General features: G+C 74.2%; 16 protein-coding genes and 1 riboswitch. Of the genes, 9 read left to right on the top strand and 7 right to left on the bottom strand.

The genetic code is table 11. From position 1 onward, the window contains the following. Positions 1–8 precede the first annotated feature (8 nt). Both ACIBH3_RS20325 and ACIBH3_RS20320 read left to right on the top strand, forming a co-directional pair. Positions 9–773, top strand: coding sequence for an enoyl-CoA hydratase family protein (locus ACIBH3_RS20325; RefSeq protein WP_396313393.1), 765 nt, complete (start codon positions 9–11; stop codon positions 771–773). A gap of 351 nt (positions 774–1,124) precedes the next feature. Then, the gene (locus ACIBH3_RS20320) at positions 1,125–1,898 is read left to right on the top strand and encodes an acyltransferase (RefSeq protein ID WP_396313392.1); all 774 of its coding nucleotides are present in this window, start codon (positions 1,125–1,127) and stop codon (positions 1,896–1,898) included. 42 nt (positions 1,899–1,940) lie between these two features. Here ACIBH3_RS20320 and ACIBH3_RS20315 read toward each other — a convergent pair whose 3' ends face one another. The 3 genes from ACIBH3_RS20315 to cbiE are packed head-to-tail and all read right to left on the bottom strand — an operon-like array spanning position 1,941 to position 4,885. Further along, positions 1,941–2,717 carry a cobalt-precorrin-6A reductase gene (locus ACIBH3_RS20315; protein WP_396313391.1) on the bottom strand — a complete coding sequence of 259 codons (777 nt, stop codon included), beginning with the start codon at positions 2,715–2,717 and terminating at the stop codon, positions 1,941–1,943. Next, complete coding sequence (cobM, locus tag ACIBH3_RS20310; RefSeq protein WP_396313390.1) at positions 2,714–3,475, bottom strand: precorrin-4 C(11)-methyltransferase; 762 nt, start codon at positions 3,473–3,475, stop codon at positions 2,714–2,716. Before cobM ends, ACIBH3_RS20315 begins: the two co-directional genes overlap by 4 nt. Positions 3,476–3,505: 30 nt before the next feature. Further along, positions 3,506–4,885: a precorrin-6y C5,15-methyltransferase (decarboxylating) subunit CbiE gene (gene cbiE / locus ACIBH3_RS20305; protein ID WP_396313421.1), complete on the bottom strand. Its 1,380-nt coding sequence runs from the start codon at positions 4,883–4,885 to the stop codon at positions 3,506–3,508. Positions 4,886–5,101: 216 nt separating this feature from the next. On the opposite strand from cbiE, the gene ACIBH3_RS20300 reads away from it, so the two are divergent. Then, positions 5,102–6,562 carry a catalase gene (locus ACIBH3_RS20300; protein ID WP_396313389.1) on the top strand — a complete coding sequence of 487 codons (1,461 nt, stop codon included), beginning with the start codon at positions 5,102–5,104 and terminating at the stop codon, positions 6,560–6,562. Between the two features lie 87 nt (positions 6,563–6,649). Here ACIBH3_RS20300 and ACIBH3_RS20295 read toward each other — a convergent pair whose 3' ends face one another. Further along, positions 6,650–7,072 carry a gamma-glutamylcyclotransferase family protein gene (locus ACIBH3_RS20295; RefSeq protein WP_396313388.1) on the bottom strand — a complete coding sequence of 141 codons (423 nt, stop codon included), beginning with the start codon at positions 7,070–7,072 and terminating at the stop codon, positions 6,650–6,652. A gap of 137 nt (positions 7,073–7,209) precedes the next feature. Here ACIBH3_RS20295 and ACIBH3_RS20290 point away from each other — a divergent pair, with 137 nt between their 5' ends. Beyond that, positions 7,210–8,247 carry an EamA family transporter gene (locus ACIBH3_RS20290; RefSeq protein ID WP_396313387.1) on the top strand — a complete coding sequence of 346 codons (1,038 nt, stop codon included), beginning with the start codon at positions 7,210–7,212 and terminating at the stop codon, positions 8,245–8,247. Positions 8,248–8,281: 34 nt separating this feature from the next. Here the strand turns inward: ACIBH3_RS20290 and ACIBH3_RS20285 are convergent, their stop codons facing one another. Next, the gene (locus ACIBH3_RS20285; RefSeq protein ID WP_396313386.1) at positions 8,282–8,695 is read right to left on the bottom strand and encodes a VOC family protein; all 414 of its coding nucleotides are present in this window, start codon (positions 8,693–8,695) and stop codon (positions 8,282–8,284) included. 100 nt (positions 8,696–8,795) lie between these two features. Here ACIBH3_RS20285 and ACIBH3_RS20280 point away from each other — a divergent pair, with 100 nt between their 5' ends. Beyond that, positions 8,796–9,371, top strand: a complete 576-nt coding sequence (locus ACIBH3_RS20280; protein WP_396313385.1) for a TetR/AcrR family transcriptional regulator — start codon at positions 8,796–8,798, stop codon at positions 9,369–9,371. A gap of 91 nt (positions 9,372–9,462) precedes the next feature. Here the strand turns inward: ACIBH3_RS20280 and ACIBH3_RS20275 are convergent, their stop codons facing one another. Then, positions 9,463–10,392, bottom strand: a complete 930-nt coding sequence (locus ACIBH3_RS20275) for a diiron oxygenase (RefSeq protein WP_396313384.1) — start codon at positions 10,390–10,392, stop codon at positions 9,463–9,465. A gap of 16 nt (positions 10,393–10,408) precedes the next feature. Then, positions 10,409–11,062 carry a TetR/AcrR family transcriptional regulator gene (locus ACIBH3_RS20270; RefSeq protein WP_396313383.1) on the bottom strand — a complete coding sequence of 218 codons (654 nt, stop codon included), beginning with the start codon at positions 11,060–11,062 and terminating at the stop codon, positions 10,409–10,411. 220 nt (positions 11,063–11,282) lie between these two features. Beyond that, positions 11,283–11,375, top strand: a riboswitch (ZMP/ZTP riboswitch). 19 nt (positions 11,376–11,394) lie between these two features. Between ACIBH3_RS20270 and ACIBH3_RS20265 the strand changes: the two genes are divergently transcribed. The 4 genes from ACIBH3_RS20265 to ACIBH3_RS20250 all read left to right on the top strand — a co-directional run bounded on the left by ACIBH3_RS20265 (position 11,395) and on the right by ACIBH3_RS20250 (position 16,751). Then, a complete protein-coding gene (locus ACIBH3_RS20265) occupies positions 11,395–12,885 on the top strand; it encodes a glycine hydroxymethyltransferase (RefSeq protein ID WP_396313382.1) in 1,491 nt (496 codons plus the stop codon). Positions 12,886–13,006: 121 nt separating this feature from the next. Beyond that, positions 13,007–13,531, top strand: coding sequence for a PadR family transcriptional regulator (locus tag ACIBH3_RS20260; RefSeq protein WP_396313381.1), 525 nt, complete (start codon positions 13,007–13,009; stop codon positions 13,529–13,531). Further along, the gene (locus ACIBH3_RS20255) at positions 13,531–14,331 is read left to right on the top strand and encodes an ABC transporter ATP-binding protein (RefSeq protein ID WP_396313380.1); all 801 of its coding nucleotides are present in this window, start codon (positions 13,531–13,533) and stop codon (positions 14,329–14,331) included. The genes ACIBH3_RS20260 and ACIBH3_RS20255 overlap by 1 nt, the downstream gene beginning before the upstream one ends. Continuing rightward, positions 14,328–16,751: an ABC transporter permease gene (locus tag ACIBH3_RS20250; protein WP_396313379.1), complete on the top strand. Its 2,424-nt coding sequence runs from the start codon at positions 14,328–14,330 to the stop codon at positions 16,749–16,751. The genes ACIBH3_RS20255 and ACIBH3_RS20250 overlap by 4 nt, the downstream gene beginning before the upstream one ends. Positions 16,752–16,876 lie beyond the last annotated feature (125 nt).

Below are 16,876 nucleotides of genomic sequence, written 5' to 3'. Positions count from 1 at the left end.
CACCCCCGATGACCCGCGAAGTACCCTTCGTCCGCGTCACCACCGCCGACGCGGTCACCACCCTGGAACTCGACTCGCCGCACAACCGCAACGCGCTCTCCACCCGGCTGATGGCCGAGCTGACCGCCGGGCTGGCCGGTGCGGCCGCCGACCCGGACGTACGGGCGGTGGTGCTCGGGCACACCGGCAAGGTGTTCTGCGCCGGCGCGGACCTCTCCGAGGCCACCGGCAGCGACCCGACCGTCGGCCCGCGCGGGCTGGTGGACCTCCAGCGGGCGATCGTGGACTGCCCCAAGCCGGTGATCGCCGTGATCAGCGGCCACGTCCGGGCCGGCGGCCTCGGGCTGGTCGGCGCGGCCGACCTCGCCATCGCGGGGCCAGCCTCGACCTTCGCGTTCACCGAGGTCCGCCTCGGCCTGGCTCCCGCCGTCATCTCGCTGCCGCTGCGCCCCAAGCTCGACCCGCGCGCGGCCTCCCGCTACTACCTGACCGGCGAGACCTTCGACGCGGCCGAGGCGGCCCGGATCGGCCTGATCACCGAGGCGGCCGAGGACGTGGACGGCGCGCTGAAGTCGCTGCTGGACGCCGTCCGGCTCGGCGCTCCGCAGGGGCTGGCCGAGTCGAAGCGGCTGTCCAACACCGAGGTGGTGCGCTCCTTCGAGCGGGACGCGGACGAGCTCGTCGCGCTGTCGGCCCGGTTGTTCGGCTCGCCGCAGGCGCAGGAGGGGATGCGGGCGTTCCTGGAGCGCCGCCCGGCTCCCTGGGCGAAGTGAGCCCTGCGGGCCTCGGCGTGTGAGGCCGGGTGCCTCGGCCGAAGTGACGCCGGCGGGCCCGGGCGCCCGACGCCGGGGCGCCGGCGGCTGCCCGGGCCCGTGGGCGTCAGCTCCAGCGGACCGTGGCCGTCTCCCGCCACAGGTCGAGCAGCGCGCTGTCGCCCTCCCTGTGCACCCGCTCGGCCAGGTCGGCCGCGGAGGCGGCTCGGCGAGCAGGCCGCCCTCGCGGCGAAGGACGTCGATGTGCTCGGTGATCCTCATGGGCACGAGTCCGGCAAGGCCTCGCGGCAGCGGTGTGACGTTGGCCCCCTCGGCCTCCGACCCTCGGGTACGGGCCGGTAACGTGGCGGCATGTCGATCACCCGTTCCCTGCTCTCCGCCGTCCGATCCGGCGGCCGCCGCGCCACCGGGCGCCTGGTGCACCGGGGCTGGCAGTGGGTGCAGCGGGCGGGCGCGGTGTCCAACGACAACCCCGGCCCGTACCGCTTCGGCGAGCTGGGGGACGGGACGAAGCTGGCCTTCCCGCTGGGCGCCGTCTTCAACGAGCAGTGGATCACCATCGGCCCGTTCTCGATCATCGGCGAGCGCGTCACCATCAGCGCGGGCTTCCTGCCGGGCCTGGACCTCGGCCCGGAGCCGATCGTGCGGATCGGCGGGGGCTGCGTGATCGGCCGGGACAGCCACATCGTCGGGCACCAGTCGATCGTGCTCGGCGACGACGTCTGGACGGGCCCCGGCGTCTACATATCCGACCAGGCCCACGAGTACCGGGCGACGGACCTGCCGATCGGCAAGCAGTGGCCGCGCAACGAGCCGGTCGAGATCGGCGCGGGCAGCTGGATCGGCACCGGCGCGGTGATCCTGCCCGGTGCCCGGCTGGGGCGCAACGTGGTGGTCGCCGCCGGCTCGGTCGTCCGCGGCGAGGTCCCCGACCACAGCGTGGTCGCCGGCGCCCCCGCCAGGATCGTCCGCAGCTGGACGCCCGACGAGGGCTGGCAGCCGCCCTTCCGCCACGACGCACCCAGCCCCATCCCGGAGGGCGTCACCGCCGAACAGCTCCGTGCCCTGGTCGGCTGGGACCTCCGCCTCCCCGGCGAGGACGCGACGCCGTCGAGCACCGCCTGACGGGCCCGCCCCCGGGACCCCCGGAGCCGGCGCCCCGCCCGGCTAGCGGCTCGGTGTGCCGGCGAGCCAGCGGATGGCGGCGGGGACGTCCTCGGCCCGGGGGACGCCCGGTGGGGACGGCGGGCGGGTGACGATGACGACCGGGAGGTCGAGTTCGCGGGCTGCGGTGAGCTTGGGGGCCGTGGCCGCCGCGCCGCTGTCCTTGGTGACCAGGACGTCGATCCGGTGCTCGCGCAGGATCTCGCGTTCGCCGGCCAGGGTGAAGGGGCCGCGGTCGAGCAGGATCGCGGTGTGGCGGGGCATCGGCGCGTCCGGGGCGTCGACCGAGCGGACCAGGAACCGCAGCTCGTCCAGGTGCGCGAAGGCGGCCAGGCCCTGGCGGCCGGTGGTGAGGAAGATCCGGCGGCCGAGGGCGGGCAGCGCGTCGGCCGCCTCGGCCAGTGAGCCGACCGGGTGCCAGCGGTCGCCCTCCACTGCCCGCCAGCCGGGACGGCGCAGCGCCAGCAGCGGTACGCCGGTCTCCGCCGCGGCCTGGGCGGCGTTGCGCGACATGATCTCGGCGAACGGGTGGGTGGCGTCGATCAGCGCGTCCACGTGCTGCGCGCGCAGCCAGGCGGCAAGCCCGGACGGGCCGCCGAAGCCGCCGATCCGGACCTCGCCGGCGGGCAGCCGGGGCTCGGCCACCCGCCCGGCGAGGGAGCTGGTGACCCGCAGCCCGGGGTCGGCGCACAGTTCGGCGGCGAGGCGGCGGGCCTCGGTGGTGCCGCCGAGGATCAGGACGTGCCGGTGCGCGCCCCCGGGCGCGGGGCCGGGCGTCACGCGCCGCACGCCTCGTGCGGGCGCTCGCGCTCCGCGGAGTAGAGGTGGCTGTCGCGGAACTGCTCGGCGCCCAGCGTCCGGCCGACCAGGATGACGGCCGTCCGCACCACGCCCGAGGCCTTCAGCTGCCCGGCGATGTCCGCGAGCGTGCCGCGCAGCACCAGCTCGTCCGGGCGGCTGGCCATCGCGACCACGGCCGCCGGGCAGTCGGCGCCGTAGTGCGGCAACAGCTGCTCGACCACGTCGTCCACGTACCCGGCGGCCAGGTGCAGCACCAGCAGCGCGCCGCTGCGCCCGAGCGTCGCCAGGTCCTCGCCCTCGGGCATCGGGGTGGCGCGCTTGGCGATCCGGGTCAGGATGACCGTCTGGCCGACGGTCGGCACCGTCAGTTCGCGCTTGAGCGCCGCCGCGGCCGCCGCGAAGGCCGGTACGCCCGGGACCACCTCGTACGGCACCCCGGCCGCGTCCAGGCGTCGCATCTGCTCGGCGACGGCGCTGAACACGGACGGGTCGCCGGAGTGCAGGCGGGCGACATCCTGGCCGGCCTCGTGGGCGCGGACCAGCTCCGCGATGATCTCGTCCAGGTTGAGCTGGGCGGTGTCGACCAGCCGGGCGTCCGGCGGGCACTCGGCGAGCAGCTCGCGCGGTACCAGGCTGCCCGCGTACAGGCAGACCGGACTGCTCGCCAGCCGCCGCTGCCCGCGCACGGTGATCAGGTCGGCGGCGCCGGGGCCGGCCCCGATGAAGAAGACGGTCATGAGGAGGGGCTCCTATACGGCTCTACGGCTCTACGGCTGTACGGCGGTGGGGGAGGTGGGCGGTCCGGCGGCGGCCGGCTCTGCGGCGAGCCGATCGGATCCGAGCGGCTCGGACGCGGCCGGCTTGACGGCGGACCACTGGGTGACGGGCATCGCCTGGCGCCAGCCGGTGAACCCCCCGACCGGCACGGCGTGCGCGACGGCCAGCCGCAGCAGCTCGCCGCCCCAGCGCCGGTACCACTGGGTGAGCAGCGCCTCGGACTCCAGCGTCACGGTGTTGGCGACCAGCCGTCCGCCCGGCGGGAGCGCGTCCCAGCAGGCCTCCAGCATCCCGGGGGCGGTCAGCCCGCCGCCGATGAAGATCGCGTCGGGCGTGGGCAGGCCCGCCAGCGCGGCGGGCGCCGGGCCGGTGACCACGCGCAGCGCGGGTACGCCCAGCGCGGCGGCGTTACGGGCGATCCGCCCGGCCCGCACCGGGTCGCGCTCGACGCTGACGGCCCGGCAGTCGCGGTGCGCCCGCATCCACTCGACGGCGATCGAGCCGGAGCCGCCGCCGACATCCCAGAGCAGCTCGCCGGGCGCGGGCGCCAGGGTGGCCAGGGTCGCGGCACGCACATGCCGCTTGGTCAGCTGCCCGTCGCTCTCGTACGAGGCGTCCGGCAGGCCCGGCACCAGCGAGTTGCGGACGATGCCCGTCCTGTCCGGCGTGCCGGCGCTGCCCGCGCTGTCGACGCTGTCGGCACCGCCCGGGCCGCCCGCGCAGTCGACGGCGATCAGGTTGAGCGGGTCGCCGGCCGGGTGGGCCCAGTCGTCGGCCCGCCCGTCCAGCTGCCCCTCGGCCGGCCCGCCGAGCTGCTCCAGCACCCGCAGCCGGCTGGCGCCGAGGCCGCGGCCGGTGAGCAGCGCGGCGACGGCGGCCGGGGTCCGGGCGTCGGCGCTGAGCACCAGCAGCCGGCGGCCGGGGTACAGCGCGCGGTTGAGGCTCTCCAGCGGGCGGCCGACCACGCTGATCACCTCGACGGCGTCCAGCGGCCAGCCGAGCCGGGCGCAGGCGTACGAGACGGAGGACGGGTGCGGCAGGACGTGCAGGCGCTTGGCGCCGACCGTCTCGGCGAGGGCCCGGCCGATGCCGAAGAACATCGGGTCGCCGCTGGCCAGCACGCAGATCCGGCGGCCGCCGTGCGCGGCGAGCAGGCCGGGGACGGCGGGGCGCAGCGGGGAGGGCCAGGCCACCCGCGCGGCGGTGACCTCGGCGGGCAGCAGATCCAGCTGCCGGGGGCCGCCGATCACGACCTCGGCCGTGCGCAGGGCCTGCCGCGAGGTGTCGGCCAGACCCGGCCAGCCGTCGGCGCCGATTCCGACGACGGTGATCGGGTGGACCGCCGGGGGCGGGGGCGGGGCGGCGGCCAACTGGTACTCCTCGCGGGTCGCAGGCGGGTCGCGTGCGGGTCGGAACAAGCAGGTGAGACGGGGCAGCGGCAGCCTACCGGGCGGTTCGACGGCGCTCCGATCGGCCTCCGTCCGGGCTCCCGTCCGCACGCCGGCGTCGGCTGCGGCGCGATGGCAGCGCGCGGGGTACGGGGTTAGGTTCGAGAGGGGGTACCTGAGCACGCAACGGAGGACACGATGCCCGACTCAGCGGTCCCGCACACCACCAACAACGCCGGCATACCGGTGCCGAGCGACGAGCACTCGCTCACGGTTGGACGGGACGGCCCGATCCTTCTCCATGACCACTACCTGATCGAGAAGATGGCCCAGTTCAACCGGGAACGGGTACCCGAGCGGGTGGTCCACGCCAAGGGCTCCGGCGCGTACGGCGTCTTCGAGGTGACGGACGACGTGAGCCGTTACACCAAGGCGACCATGTTCCAGCCCGGCAAGCGGACCGAGATGCTGGCCCGCTTCTCCACGGTGGCCGGCGAGCAGGGCAGCCCCGACACCTGGCGCGACCCGCGCGGGTTCGCGCTGAAGTTCTACACCGAGGACGGCAACTACGACCTGGTCGGCAACAACACGCCGATCTTCTTCGTCCGCGACACGATCAAGTTCCAGGACTTCATCCGCTCGCAGAAGCGGCGCCCGGACAACGGCCTGCGCGACCACGACATGCAGTGGGACTTCTGGACGCTGTCGCCGGAGTCCGCGCACATGGTCACCTGGCTGATGGGCGACCGGGGCATCCCGAAGTCGTACCGGCACATGAACGGGTACGGCTCGCACACCTACCTGTGGATCAACTCCGACGGTGAGCGGTTCTGGGTCAAGTACCACTTCAAGACCGACCAGGGCATCGACTTCCTCACCCAGGAGGAGGCCGACCGGCTGGCCGGATCCGACCCTGACCTGCACCGCCAGGACCTGTTCGAGGCGATCGAGCGCGGCGACCACCCGTCCTGGACGCTGTACGTCCAGGTGATGCCGTTCGACCAGGCGCCGGACTACCGGTTCAACCCCTTCGACCTGACCAAGGTGTGGCCGCACGGCGACCACCCGCTGATCAAGGTCGGCCGGATGACGCTCAACCGCAACCCCGAGGACTTCTTCGTCCACATCGAGCAGGCCGCGTTCGAGCCCGCGAACCTGGTGCCGGGCATCAGCGTCTCGCCGGACAAGATGCTGCTCGGCCGGATCTTCTCCTACCCGGACACCCACCGGTACCGGATCGGCCCCAACTACGCGCAGCTGCCGCCGAACCGGCCGCACGTGCCGGTTCACTCGTACGCCAAGGACGGGCCGATGCGCTTCGACCCGGCGCGGACGGTCGTGCCCTACGCCCCGAACTCCAAGGGCGCGCCCGCCGCGGCCGCCGAGAAGTTCGACGACCCGGCGGCGGGCTGGCAGACGGCGGGCGAGATGGTCCGCGAGGCGTACTCGCTGCACCGCGAGGACGACGACTGGGGGCAGGCGGGCACGATGGTCCGCCAGGTGCTGGACGACGCGGCGCGGGACCGGCTGGTCTCCAACATCGTCGGGCATCTGCTCGGCGGGGTGAGCGACCCGGTGCTGGAGCGGGCCGTGCAGTACTGGCGCAACGTCGACAAGGACCTCGGCGACCGGATCGCCGCCGGGGTCGGCAAGGCCTGAGGCGGCGCCAGGCCCTGAGGGCGGGCCGAGCGAGGGCGGCGCGGACCGGGAGAGTTCCCGGTCCGCGCCCGCCGCTGCGCGCGCGGGTCAGCGCCGGGACCAGTCGCCGGACGCGATGAGCGCGGGGGCGGACCGCAGCCGGGCGTCCTCCGCGGGGCCGGCCAGGTAGACCCAGGCCTCGCTCGCCCCGCCGCCTGGCGTCCGGACGGGCAGGCGCCGTCGGACGTACAGGCCCGAGTCGTCCGGGAGGCAGTCCTCCAGCCGGTCCAGGGCGGCCAGCACCGACGGGTACGCGGCCGGCCCGACGGTGATCAGCTCGCCGACCACCTGCCGCGCCGGGTCGGGGACGGCGTACGGGAAGCCGGGACCCTCGTGCAGCGCGGCGCCCTCCAGCACGGCGGGGCGGACGGACGTGCAGCGCCCGGCCAGGTACACGGCGTGGTTGTGGCCGCCGGTACGCAGCGTTCCGTAGACGAAGAAGGGGAGCGGCGGGGGTGTTTCGGCGGGCACGGCGGGGGCCTCCTGGGGGTGCGGGCGCGCTCCACCGTAGAGCGCGGTCCGGTCCGGCCCGATACCCACTGGCGGAGCGGGCCGGTGGTGCGGTGTCATAGCGGGGTTCAGTACAGCACCGTCCCAGGGAGACACCCATGTCAGCTCCGGCTCCGCAGAGGCCTTCGGGCGCCTCGGCCAGTACCTCTGACCACACGCCGGCCGGGCTCCAGGACGCCATCGTGGCGGACGCCCGGGCCGATGCTGCCCCGGCGGTACTGCCGGAGGTGACCGGCAAGGCCCGGGTGGGCGGGGTGAGCGGGGCGGTCTGGGCGGCCCTGGCCATCGTCTACGTGCTCTGGGGATCGACCTACCTGGCGATCCGGATCACCCTGGAGACGATGCCGTCCTTCCTCTCGGCCGGCACCCGCTCGCTGCTCGCGGGCCTGGTGATGATCGCCCTGGTGGCCTGGCGCAAGGGCCCGGCGGCCCTGCGGGTGACGCGGCGGCAGCTGGGCTCCGCCGCGCTGGTCGGCGTCCTGCTGCTGACCGGCGGCAACGGGCTGGTGGTGCTCGGCGAGAACTCCATCCCCTCCGGGCTGGCGGCCCTGCTGGTGGCCGCGGTGCCGCTGTGGATGGTGCTGCTGCGGATCGCCTTCGGTGAGCGGCCGCGCCCGGCGGCCCTCGGCGGGGTGCTGCTCGGTCTGGCGGGTCTGGCGGTGCTGTCCGCTCCCGCACTCGGCGGCAGCATCGCGCCCGCCGGTGTGATCGCCGTCGTGGTGGCGACGCTGACCTGGGCCGCGGGCTCCTTCAGCGCCCGGCGGATCCCGATGCCGCCCAACCCGTTCGCGGCCAGCGGCTACCAGATGGTCGCCGGCGGGGCGGGCAGCCTGCTGATCGCCCTGGCGCGCGGCGAGCAGCACGGGCTGGACCTCGCGCAGATCTCCACCCGCTCCTGGCTGGCGCTGGCGTACCTGCTGGTCTTCGGTTCGCTGGTGGCCTTCACCGCGTACGTGTGGCTGCTCCAGTCCGCGCCGCTGACGCTGGTGTCCACCTACGCGTACGTCAATCCGGTGGTCGCGGTGCTGCTGGGCTGGCTCGTCCTCGCCGAGCCGCTGACCGGCCCCACCCTGCTGGGTGGGGCCATCGTGGTGGCGGCGGTCTGCCTGGTGGTCAGCACCGAACGGCGGCGCTGAAGCCCCCGGGGCCGGCCGCCGATCCCGGCCCGGCCTACAGCTGCTGCTGTGCCATCCACTCGGGGTCGGGCTCGATCGTCTGGAGGATCTCGATCAGTACGCCCTCCGGGCTCCAGACGTTGAAGCGGCGCTGCCCCCACGGCTCGTCGCGCAGCGGCTCGGCGATCTCCACGCCTTCGGCGCGCATCCTGGCCTCCTCGGCCGTGGCGTCCTCGACCAGGAAGGCCAGGCAGAGCCCGCCGGTCTCCTGGGCCCGGAAGCCGGCCGGCATGGCCTCGTGGCCGCGCTGGACGAAGTCGATGACGTAGTGAGGGTGCTCGTCGTGGTGCAGGCTGACGTACCAGTCCAGCTCGGCGACCGGCTTGAAGCCGAAGTGCTGGACGTAGAAGCGGCTGCTCGCGGCGACGTCGTCGCTGAGCAGTGCGGTGCCCATGGTGCTGAATCGCATGTGCTGTCCCTCCCCGTGCGCGGCGCTCTGCCGCGAACAACTCCATTTGTAGTACGTTGGTTGTAGTGGTTGCAAGCCCATACCCGTCGGAGGTCATCGAATGGTGCAGAATCCGGGTCGTCGCGCGGCGCTGGTGGACGCGGCGATCGAGGTGCTGGCCAGGGAGGGTGCCCGGGGGCTGACCTTCCGCGCGGTCGACGCCGAGGCAGGCGTGCCCAAGGGCACGGCCTCCAACTACTTCGCCGGGCGTGACGAACTGATCCGCCAGGTCAGCCGGCAGATCCACCGGCGGATCGCGCCCGATCCGGCCGAGGTCGAGCAGGTGCTGCAGGCGCCGCGCTCGCGTGAGCTCGTCATCGAGCTGCTGAGCTGGGTGAACCGCCGGGTGGCCACCGAACGCACCGGGTACCTGGCGATGCTGGAGCTGCGCCTGGAGGCGACCCGGCGGCCCGAGCTCCGGGCGGAGCTCACCCGGACCGTCCGCGAGGTGCTGGACGCCGACCTCGCCTTCCACCGGGATGCCGGGCTGCCCGGTGACCGTACGGGCGTGACGCTGCTGTACCTCGCGATGACCGGCCTGATGCTGGAGCAGCTCACCCTGCCCGGTGTGGTGCCGCAGGGAGAGACCGAGGCGCTGGTCGCGGTCCTCGTCGAGCGGATGCTCCCGGCGCAGTGACCCGGGCCCGGTCGGCAGCACTCCCGCCGACCGGGCCACCACGGGCCGAGCGGGCCGAGCGAGCGGCGCGGGCGGGCTGGGCTGGGCGGGCTCAGCGCAGCAGGTGCGCCCGGCGCCACATCGGCGCGCAGCGGCGGTCGATGATCCCCAGGTCGGTGAAGAACACCACCGCCTTGCGCGCCCAGTCCGCCTTCGCCTCGCGCCAGTACGGGTTCTGCGCGGCCACCCGCTGTGCGGTCCTGGGGTCGAGCCCGGCCAGTGCGTACACCCGGGGGTGGACGACCTCGGCCACCGACTGCTGCGCCAGCAGGGCCAGCGCCTGCCGGAACACGGCCCGGCGCGGAGCCGTCATCCTGGCCCAGCGGCGCTCCAACTCCGGTTTGGCGTAGCCGATGTGCCGGGCCTCCTCGATCACGTGGATGCGCGCCACCGAGCGGGCCAGCGGCTGGAGGCTCTCGTCCCTGATCATCTCGCGCTGCATCGCGTCGGTGTACTCCTCGACGAAGATCGCGCCGGCGAAGGTCATCGAGGTGTCGTTCAGCAGGAAGTGCAGCTTGCCGAGACGCTGCGCCCGCCGGGTGGGACGGGCCGAGGGGTAGCCGGTCTTCGCGATGTAGCGGGCGAACATGGTCGAGTGCCGGCACTCGTCGGCGACCTCGGTGAGCGCGTACTGGGCGTGCTTGGTGGTCAGGTCGCCGGCGTAGACGTGCCGGACCAGGCCCTCCATCAGGACCAGCTCGAACCAGATGCCCGCCGCGGTGGTGCTGGCCAGCTCGTGCACGCTGAGCCGGGCCTGCTGGCGGTGGGTCAGGGTGTCCCAGAGCGGCGTGCCGTACAGCGAGACGCGGTGCGCGGGCAGGGCGAACTGGTCGGGGTCGATGGGGGCGTCCCAGTCGATCTCGGTGAGCGGGTCGTGCGAGTGCTTGGCGGAGACGCGCAGCAGCCGCTCCGCGTTCTGCTCGCGGTCGGCGGCTCGGGCCGCGTCGGTCCGGAGTGAGCCGGTCCGGGTGGTGTCGGTCATGCCCGATATGGCGGGGTCACTCATCGATCTGCTCCGGTGGGGGTGGGGGCAGGACAGGGGCGGGGTGGCCGGGGCCGGGGTGGCCGAGTGCGCGCAGGGCGAAGGCGGACAGCTGGGGGACGAGGTCCTCGACGGGCTCGCCGTCCGCGAGCGGGCCGACCAGTGCCTCGCCGACCGCGCCGACCAGTGCGGCGGCGGTGAGCCGCGGGTCCTGGGCGGGCAGCCGTCCGGCCGCCACCCCCTCGGCGATCAGGCCGGCGATCAGATCCCGGAAGGCCAGTCGGAAGACCAGCCGCTGGGAGTCCACCTCGGCGTCGACCGGCTCGGCGAGGAGCGCGAAGGCCAGCCGGGGCGCCTTGAGCGCGCGGCCCGCGAAGGTGCCGATCACGGAGGTGACCTGCGCGGGCACGTCACCGTCGAAGGCCGCGGCCGCCCGTACCGCGGCCACCTCGCGCCCGACGACGGTCCGGAAGAGCTCCGCCACCAGCTCGGCCTTGTTGGGGAACGAGCGGTACACCGTACCGGTGGCGATCCCCGCCCGCTGCGCGACGGCCGCCACCGAGCAGGCGGCGTAGCCGTGTTCGGAGAGCAGCTCGGTGGCGGCGGTGACGATCGCCTCGCGCTGGGCCTCAAGTCGGGCACGGACGGCGGGGGTCGTTCGGTAGACCATGCCAAGAAGTGAAGCAGTGATTCACCACGTCATCAATACCCGTGAACGGAAAGGTCGTTGGCCGGCGGTGGGCGGCCGCCTGCGGCGCACGGGGCCGCCGGGTCGCTGCCCGGCGTCGCGGATCGCCCAGGGGGCCCGGGGTGCCGAGGCGAGGCCCGGCGCTCCGCGGTGCCCGCATGCTGAGACCTCCGTCGCGTCCGCGGCCGGATGGGTAGGATCGGCGGTGAGCCGCGACTGGCGCGCAGGGATGGAATCAACCATCGGGGAGCGGCTCCGTGAACTCACGCTGTTGCCGTGCGCCTGGGCCGTCCGAATCGAGCGAGGAGACATCCTTGTCCGCCCAGGCAGCACCCTCCGGCGCGCCCAGCGCCCACCACACCGCCGACACCACCGGCGCCGCCAGTGCCGCGTTCCGCAGCGCCCTGGACGTCGTACGCCAGGTCGAGCCGCGCGTCGCGGACGCGATCGGCGCCGAGATCGAGGATCAGCGTGCCTCGCTCAAGCTGATCGCCAGTGAGAACTACGCCTCCCCGGCCGTCCTGCTGGCGATGGGCAACTGGCTCAGCGACAAGTACGCCGAGGGCACCGTCGGCCGCCGCTTCTACGCCGGCTGCCGCAACGTCGACACCGTCGAGTCGCTCGCCGCCGAGCACGCCCGCGCGCTGTTCGGCGCCGAGCACGCCTACGTCCAGCCGCACTCGGGCATCGACGCCAACCTGGTCGCCTTCTGGGCGGTGCTCTCCCAGCGGGTGGAGAGCCCGGCGCTGCGGCACGCGCAGGTGCGTCAGGTCAACGACCTCAGCGAGCAGGACTGGGCGCAGCTGCGCGGGGAGTTGGGCAACCAGCGGATGCTCGGCATGTCCCTGGACACCGGTGGCCACCTCACCCACGGCTTCCGGCCCAACATCTCGGGCAAGATGTTCGAGCAGCGCAGCTACGGCACCGACCCGGCCACCGGCCTGATCGACTACGACGCGCTGCGGGCGACCGCCCGGGAGTTCCGCCCGCTGATCCTGGTGGCCGGCTACTCGGCGTACCCCAGGCTGGTGAACTTCCGGCTGATGCGGGAGATCGCCGACGAGGTGGGCGCCACGCTGATGGTCGACATGGCGCACTTCGCGGGGCTGGTCGCGGGCAAGGTCCTGACCGGCGACTTCGACCCGGTGCCGCACGCCCAGATCGTCACCACCACCACGCACAAGTCGCTGCGCGGCCCGCGCGGCGGCATGGTGCTCTGTGACGGCGAACTGGCGGAGCACGTCGACCGGGGCTGCCCGATGGTGCTCGGCGGTCCGCTCTCCCACGTGATGGCCGCGAAGGCGGTGGCCTTCGCGGAGGCCCGCCGTCCGGAGTTCCAGGACTACGCCCGCCGGGTCGTCGACAACGCCGCCGCCCTGGCCGAGGGCCTGCTGCGGCGTGGCGCGAATCTGGTCACCGGCGGGACGGACAACCACCTGGTCCTCGCCGACGTCTCCGGCTACGGTCTGACCGGCCGCCAGGCGGAGGCGGCGCTCCTCGACGCCGGTATCGTCACCAACCGCAACGCCGTCCCGCAGGACCCGAACGGCGCCTGGTACACCTCTGGCGTCCGGCTGGGCACCCCGGCGCTGACCACCCGCGGCCTCGGGGCGGCCGAGATGGACGAGATCGCGGGCCTGATCGACTCCGTGCTGCGCGCCACCACTCCTGCCGCCGGCTCGGCCGGCGTGCCGTCCAAGGCCCAGTACGTGCTGGACGAGGCCTTGCGCGAGGGCACCGCCAAGCGTGCCGCCGACCTGCTGGCCGGCTTCCCGCTCTACCCGGGCATCGACCTGGCGCTCTGACGCTCCATCGGGGGGCGCGGGCGCTGCGGCCCGCGCCCCCCTTCGCTTGCCGACGCACCGTCAGAGTGTCATCCCACCCCACTATGCACTCGGTGTATACCTCGTGTGTATAGTCCCTGACATGTCACTCGGACACACCATCCTCGGACTCCTGGAGTCCCAGCCGCGTCATGGTTACGACCTGAAACGCGCCTACGACGAGCGCTTCGGACGCACCCGCTCGCTGCACTACGGCCAGGTCTACTCGACGCTCTCCCGGTTGCTGAAGAACGGCCTGGTCGACGTCGAGGGCGTCGAGGCCGGCGACGGGCCGGACCGCAAGCGGTACACCATCACCGAGGCGGGCGTCACCGACGTCACCGAGTGGCTGGGCAGAGCGGAGAGCCCCGAGCCCTACCTGCAGAACACCCTCTACACCAAGGTCGTCCTCGCGGTCCTGACCGGCCGCCGGCCGCAGGACGTGCTCGACGTCCAACGGGCCGAACACCTGCGCCAGATGCGCGAGCTGACCCGGCGCAAGTCCGACGGCGACCTCATCGACCAGCTGGTCTGCGACCACGCGCTGTTCCACCTGGAGGCGGATCTGCGCTGGCTCGAACTCACCGCCGCACGGCTCGACGAACTCACCAGGCAGGTACGCAGCTGATGGCCATCTCCCCCCTCGAATCCGGCGCCGCGTCCGACAGCGCGTCCGACAGCGCGTCCGACAGCGCGTCCGCGGCCAAGGCCACCGCCGCCAGGGCCGCCGCCGCCAGGGCCGCCGCCCCGGCGGGCAGCCTGCTCGCCGCCACCGGCCTGACCAAGGCCTTCGGCCGCACCACCGCCCTGGAGGACGCCTCCCTGTCCGTCGCCCCGGGCGAGCTCGTCGCCCTGATGGGCCCCTCCGGCTCCGGCAAGTCCACCCTGCTGCACTGCCTGGCCGGCATCGTCCGTCCGGATGCCGGCGCCGTCAGCTACCAGGGCCGCAACCTCAACGAGCTCTCCGACGCCCGGCGCAGCGCCCTGCGGCGCGGAGACTTCGGATTCCTCTTCCAGTTCGGCCAGCTCGTCCCCGAACTCTCCTGCCTGGAGAACGTCGCGCTGCCGTTGCGGCTGGCCGGCCACCGCCGCCGGGCCGCCGAGGACCGGGCCTACGACTGGCTGGAGCGGCTGGAGGTGGCCGACGCCGCCGCCCAGCGGCCCGGCGAGATATCCGGCGGACAGGGCCAGCGCGTCGCCGCGGCCCGTGCACTCGTCACCGGGCCGAGGGTGGTCTTCGCCGACGAGCCCACCGGCGCGCTCGACTCGCTCAACGGCGAGCGGGTAATGCGACTGCTGCGCGCCGCCGCCCAGGAGTCCGGCGCCGCCGTCATCCTGGTCACCCACGAGGCCCGGGTCGCGGCCTACGCCGACCGCGAGGTCATCGTCCGCGACGGCCGGACCGTCAGCCTGGGGGCCGGACTGTGAGCAGCCCCAGCCCCAGCCCGAGCCCCAGCGGCGGTCCCACCGCCGGTCCCGGCCGAGGCCCCGGCGTCGGCCGCGCCGCCACCGCCCTGCCGACGGTACAGCCGCGCCGGCTGAGCCAGCTGGGCATGGGTGTGCGGCTCGCCGTCACGGGCGGCCGCAACAGCCTCGCCCGGACGGTGCTCACCGCCCTCGGCATCGGCATCGGCGTCGCGATGCTGCTCCTGGCCTCGTCCTTCCCCGCGATGAAGGACCATCGCGACGACCGGATCCACGCGATCGTCGACACCATGCACGGCGACCGCGACATGCCCCGCTCCGACCGGACCCTGCTGCTGGTCGACGCGAGCACCCGCTTCCACGACATACGGATCCGCGGTCGGATCGTCCAGCCGGAGGGCCCCGCCACCCCGCTCCCGCCGGGCCTGGACCACTACCCCCGGCCCGGCGAGCTGAGCGTCTCGCCCGCACTCGCCGAGCTGCTGCGCGAACCCGGCTCCGCCCTGCTGCGCGAACGGCTCGACCACCCCGTCACCGGCCGGGTCGGCGAGGCCGGCCTCGTCGGACCGGGGGACTTCACCTTCTTCCTCGGCAGCGACAGCCTCGGTACCGACACCGGCGCGATGCGACTCGACTCCTTCGGCGACGTGTACCCGCCGCGGCCGCTCGACCCCTACCTGGTCCTGCTCAGCGTCGTGGGCATCGTGGTCGTCCTCACCCCGGTCGTCGTCTTCGTCGCCGCAGCCGCCCGCTTCGGCGGCGAGGGGCGCGACCGCCGGCTGGCGGCCCTGCGCCTGGTCGGAGCCGACCGCTCGATGACGGCCGTGATCGCCGCGGGGGAGGCGCTGGCCGGCGCCGGCCTCGGGCTCGTCCTCGGCTGGCTGTTCTTCCTGCTCTGCGGCCGCCTCGGCGAGTACGTGACGATCGCCGGCATGAGCGTCTTCGCCGAGGACGTCGACCCCGAGCCGGTGCTCGCCGCCGCCGCGATGGCCGCGGTGCCCGCCCTCGCCGTGCTGACCACCCTGGTCGCGATGCGCCGGGTCGTCGTCGAGCCGCTCGCCGTGTCCCGGGGCGACGGGCGGGTGCGCCGGCGCCTGTGGTGGCGGCTCGCCCTGCTGGCGGCCGGCGGCGCCCTGCTCTCCACGGCGTCCACCTGCGGCCTCGCGCGCCTCTCGACCGACCAGGGCATGGTGGTGCTGGTGGTCGGCATGATCCTGCTGCTGACCGGGGTCGCCGCCATGCTTCCCGCGGTGCTCGAACACGTCACCCGGCGGATCAGCGGCGGCCCGCCCTCCTGGCAGCTGGCCGTCGGCCGGCTCAGGCTCGACGGCGGCTCGGCCGCCCGCACGACCTCCGCCGTGGTCGCCGCCGTCGCCGCGGGGATCGCCCTGCAGAGTCTGTTCGGCGGCGTCACCGGTCTGCGGGACAGGCAGTTCGCCCAGGATGTCGCCGAGACCGGAGTCCGGATGGACGAGCCCGACGGCCACCTGAACATCCGTCAGCAGGGCGACCGGGCCGGCGACTACACGGTACGGCTGCGTGACACCCCGGGCACCCGGTCCGTCATCGGGTACACCGCGTTCTACGCGCGCATGCCGGACGGCCGGGGCACGGTGGATGTCAGGGCGGCGGACTGCCGGACGCTGAGCTCCTTCGCCGCCCTGCCGTCCTGCTCCGACGGCGACGCCTTCGTGATCCGCAGCGTCGGCTACGGCCAGGCCGACACCACGTCGTGGCCAGGGGCGGAGATGACGACCGGCCACGGCGCCCCGCACTGGCAGCTTCCATCGGCCGTGCCCAGCGTCCCGGCGATGCCCGGCGTGTTCTATCCCGCCCACGGAACGGTGTTGCTCGTCACCCCCTCGGTCGTCCCGGCGCAGGTGCTCGGCCCCGAGCTCGCCACCGTCGAGTTCCGCCTCGACTCCGCCGTCCCGGACGCCAAGGACCAGCTGCGCAACGCCGTCGCCCGGATCGGACCGGGCCTCGCACCGACCTTCCAGGACGAGACTGTCCGGGACGAGGATCGCCCACTGCTCGCCGTGGAAAGGGCGCTGAGCGCCGCGGTGACCGTCGCACTGGTGCTCCTTTCCGGCGGCATGCTGGTCGGCGCCCTGGAGCAACTGCGAGAGCGTCGCAGGGCGCTGGCCTGCCAGGTCGCCTTCGGCACCCGGCGCCGGACCCTCGCCTGGTCGGTGCTCTGGCAGACGGCGTTCCCCATGGTGCTCGGCCTGCTGCTCGCGAGCGCCATCGGCGTGGGGATGGGGACGGCGCTGCTGCGCCTGGCCCGGATGCCCGCACACATCGACACGGCGGGCGTGCTCGCGGCGGCCGGCGCCGGTGCGGCGGCGGTCCTCGTCGTCACCGCCCTCACCCTGCCCGCCCTCCTGCGGCTCTCCCGCCCGGACGGGCTGCGCTTCGAGTGACGGCGCCCGGCCGTCGCCGCAGGCGGTGGAGGCTCGCCGGCGGCGGGTTGGCGCACGGGGTGCGCGCACGGCGGGGAGGCACGTGGCCCGCCGGGCCGGACCGAGGTCCTCGACCTGTCCGGCCC

The sequence above is a fragment of the Kitasatospora sp. NPDC050543 genome (assembly GCF_044457565.1).
GTDB lineage: Bacteria > Actinomycetota > Actinomycetes > Streptomycetales > Streptomycetaceae > Kitasatospora.
The sequence above is the reverse complement of the archived record's forward strand: the minus strand, read 5'-3'. Positions and strand labels throughout refer to the sequence as shown.

Bases quoted from the DNA above. Each gene is read 5' to 3' on its own strand.
- ACIBH3_RS20275 (WP_396313384.1), bottom strand. From the start codon at position 10,392: ATGACCGACACCACCCGGACCGGCTCACTCCGGACCGACGCGGCCCGA.
- cobM (WP_396313390.1), bottom strand. From the start codon at position 3,475: ATGACCGTCTTCTTCATCGGGGCCGGCCCCGGCGCCGCCGACCTGATC.
- ACIBH3_RS20325 (WP_396313393.1), top strand. From the start codon at position 9: ATGACCCGCGAAGTACCCTTCGTCCGCGTCACCACCGCCGACGCGGTC.
- ACIBH3_RS20320 (WP_396313392.1), top strand. From the start codon at position 1,125: ATGTCGATCACCCGTTCCCTGCTCTCCGCCGTCCGATCCGGCGGCCGC.
- ACIBH3_RS20260 (WP_396313381.1), top strand. From the start codon at position 13,007: ATGTCACTCGGACACACCATCCTCGGACTCCTGGAGTCCCAGCCGCGT.
- ACIBH3_RS20290 (WP_396313387.1), top strand. From the start codon at position 7,210: ATGTCAGCTCCGGCTCCGCAGAGGCCTTCGGGCGCCTCGGCCAGTACC.
- ACIBH3_RS20300 (WP_396313389.1), top strand. From the start codon at position 5,102: ATGCCCGACTCAGCGGTCCCGCACACCACCAACAACGCCGGCATACCG.
- ACIBH3_RS20280 (WP_396313385.1), top strand. From the start codon at position 8,796: ATGGTGCAGAATCCGGGTCGTCGCGCGGCGCTGGTGGACGCGGCGATC.
- ACIBH3_RS20270 (WP_396313383.1), bottom strand. From the start codon at position 11,062: ATGGTCTACCGAACGACCCCCGCCGTCCGTGCCCGACTTGAGGCCCAG.
- ACIBH3_RS20285 (WP_396313386.1), bottom strand. From the start codon at position 8,695: ATGCGATTCAGCACCATGGGCACCGCACTGCTCAGCGACGACGTCGCC.
- ACIBH3_RS20255 (WP_396313380.1), top strand. From the start codon at position 13,531: ATGGCCATCTCCCCCCTCGAATCCGGCGCCGCGTCCGACAGCGCGTCC.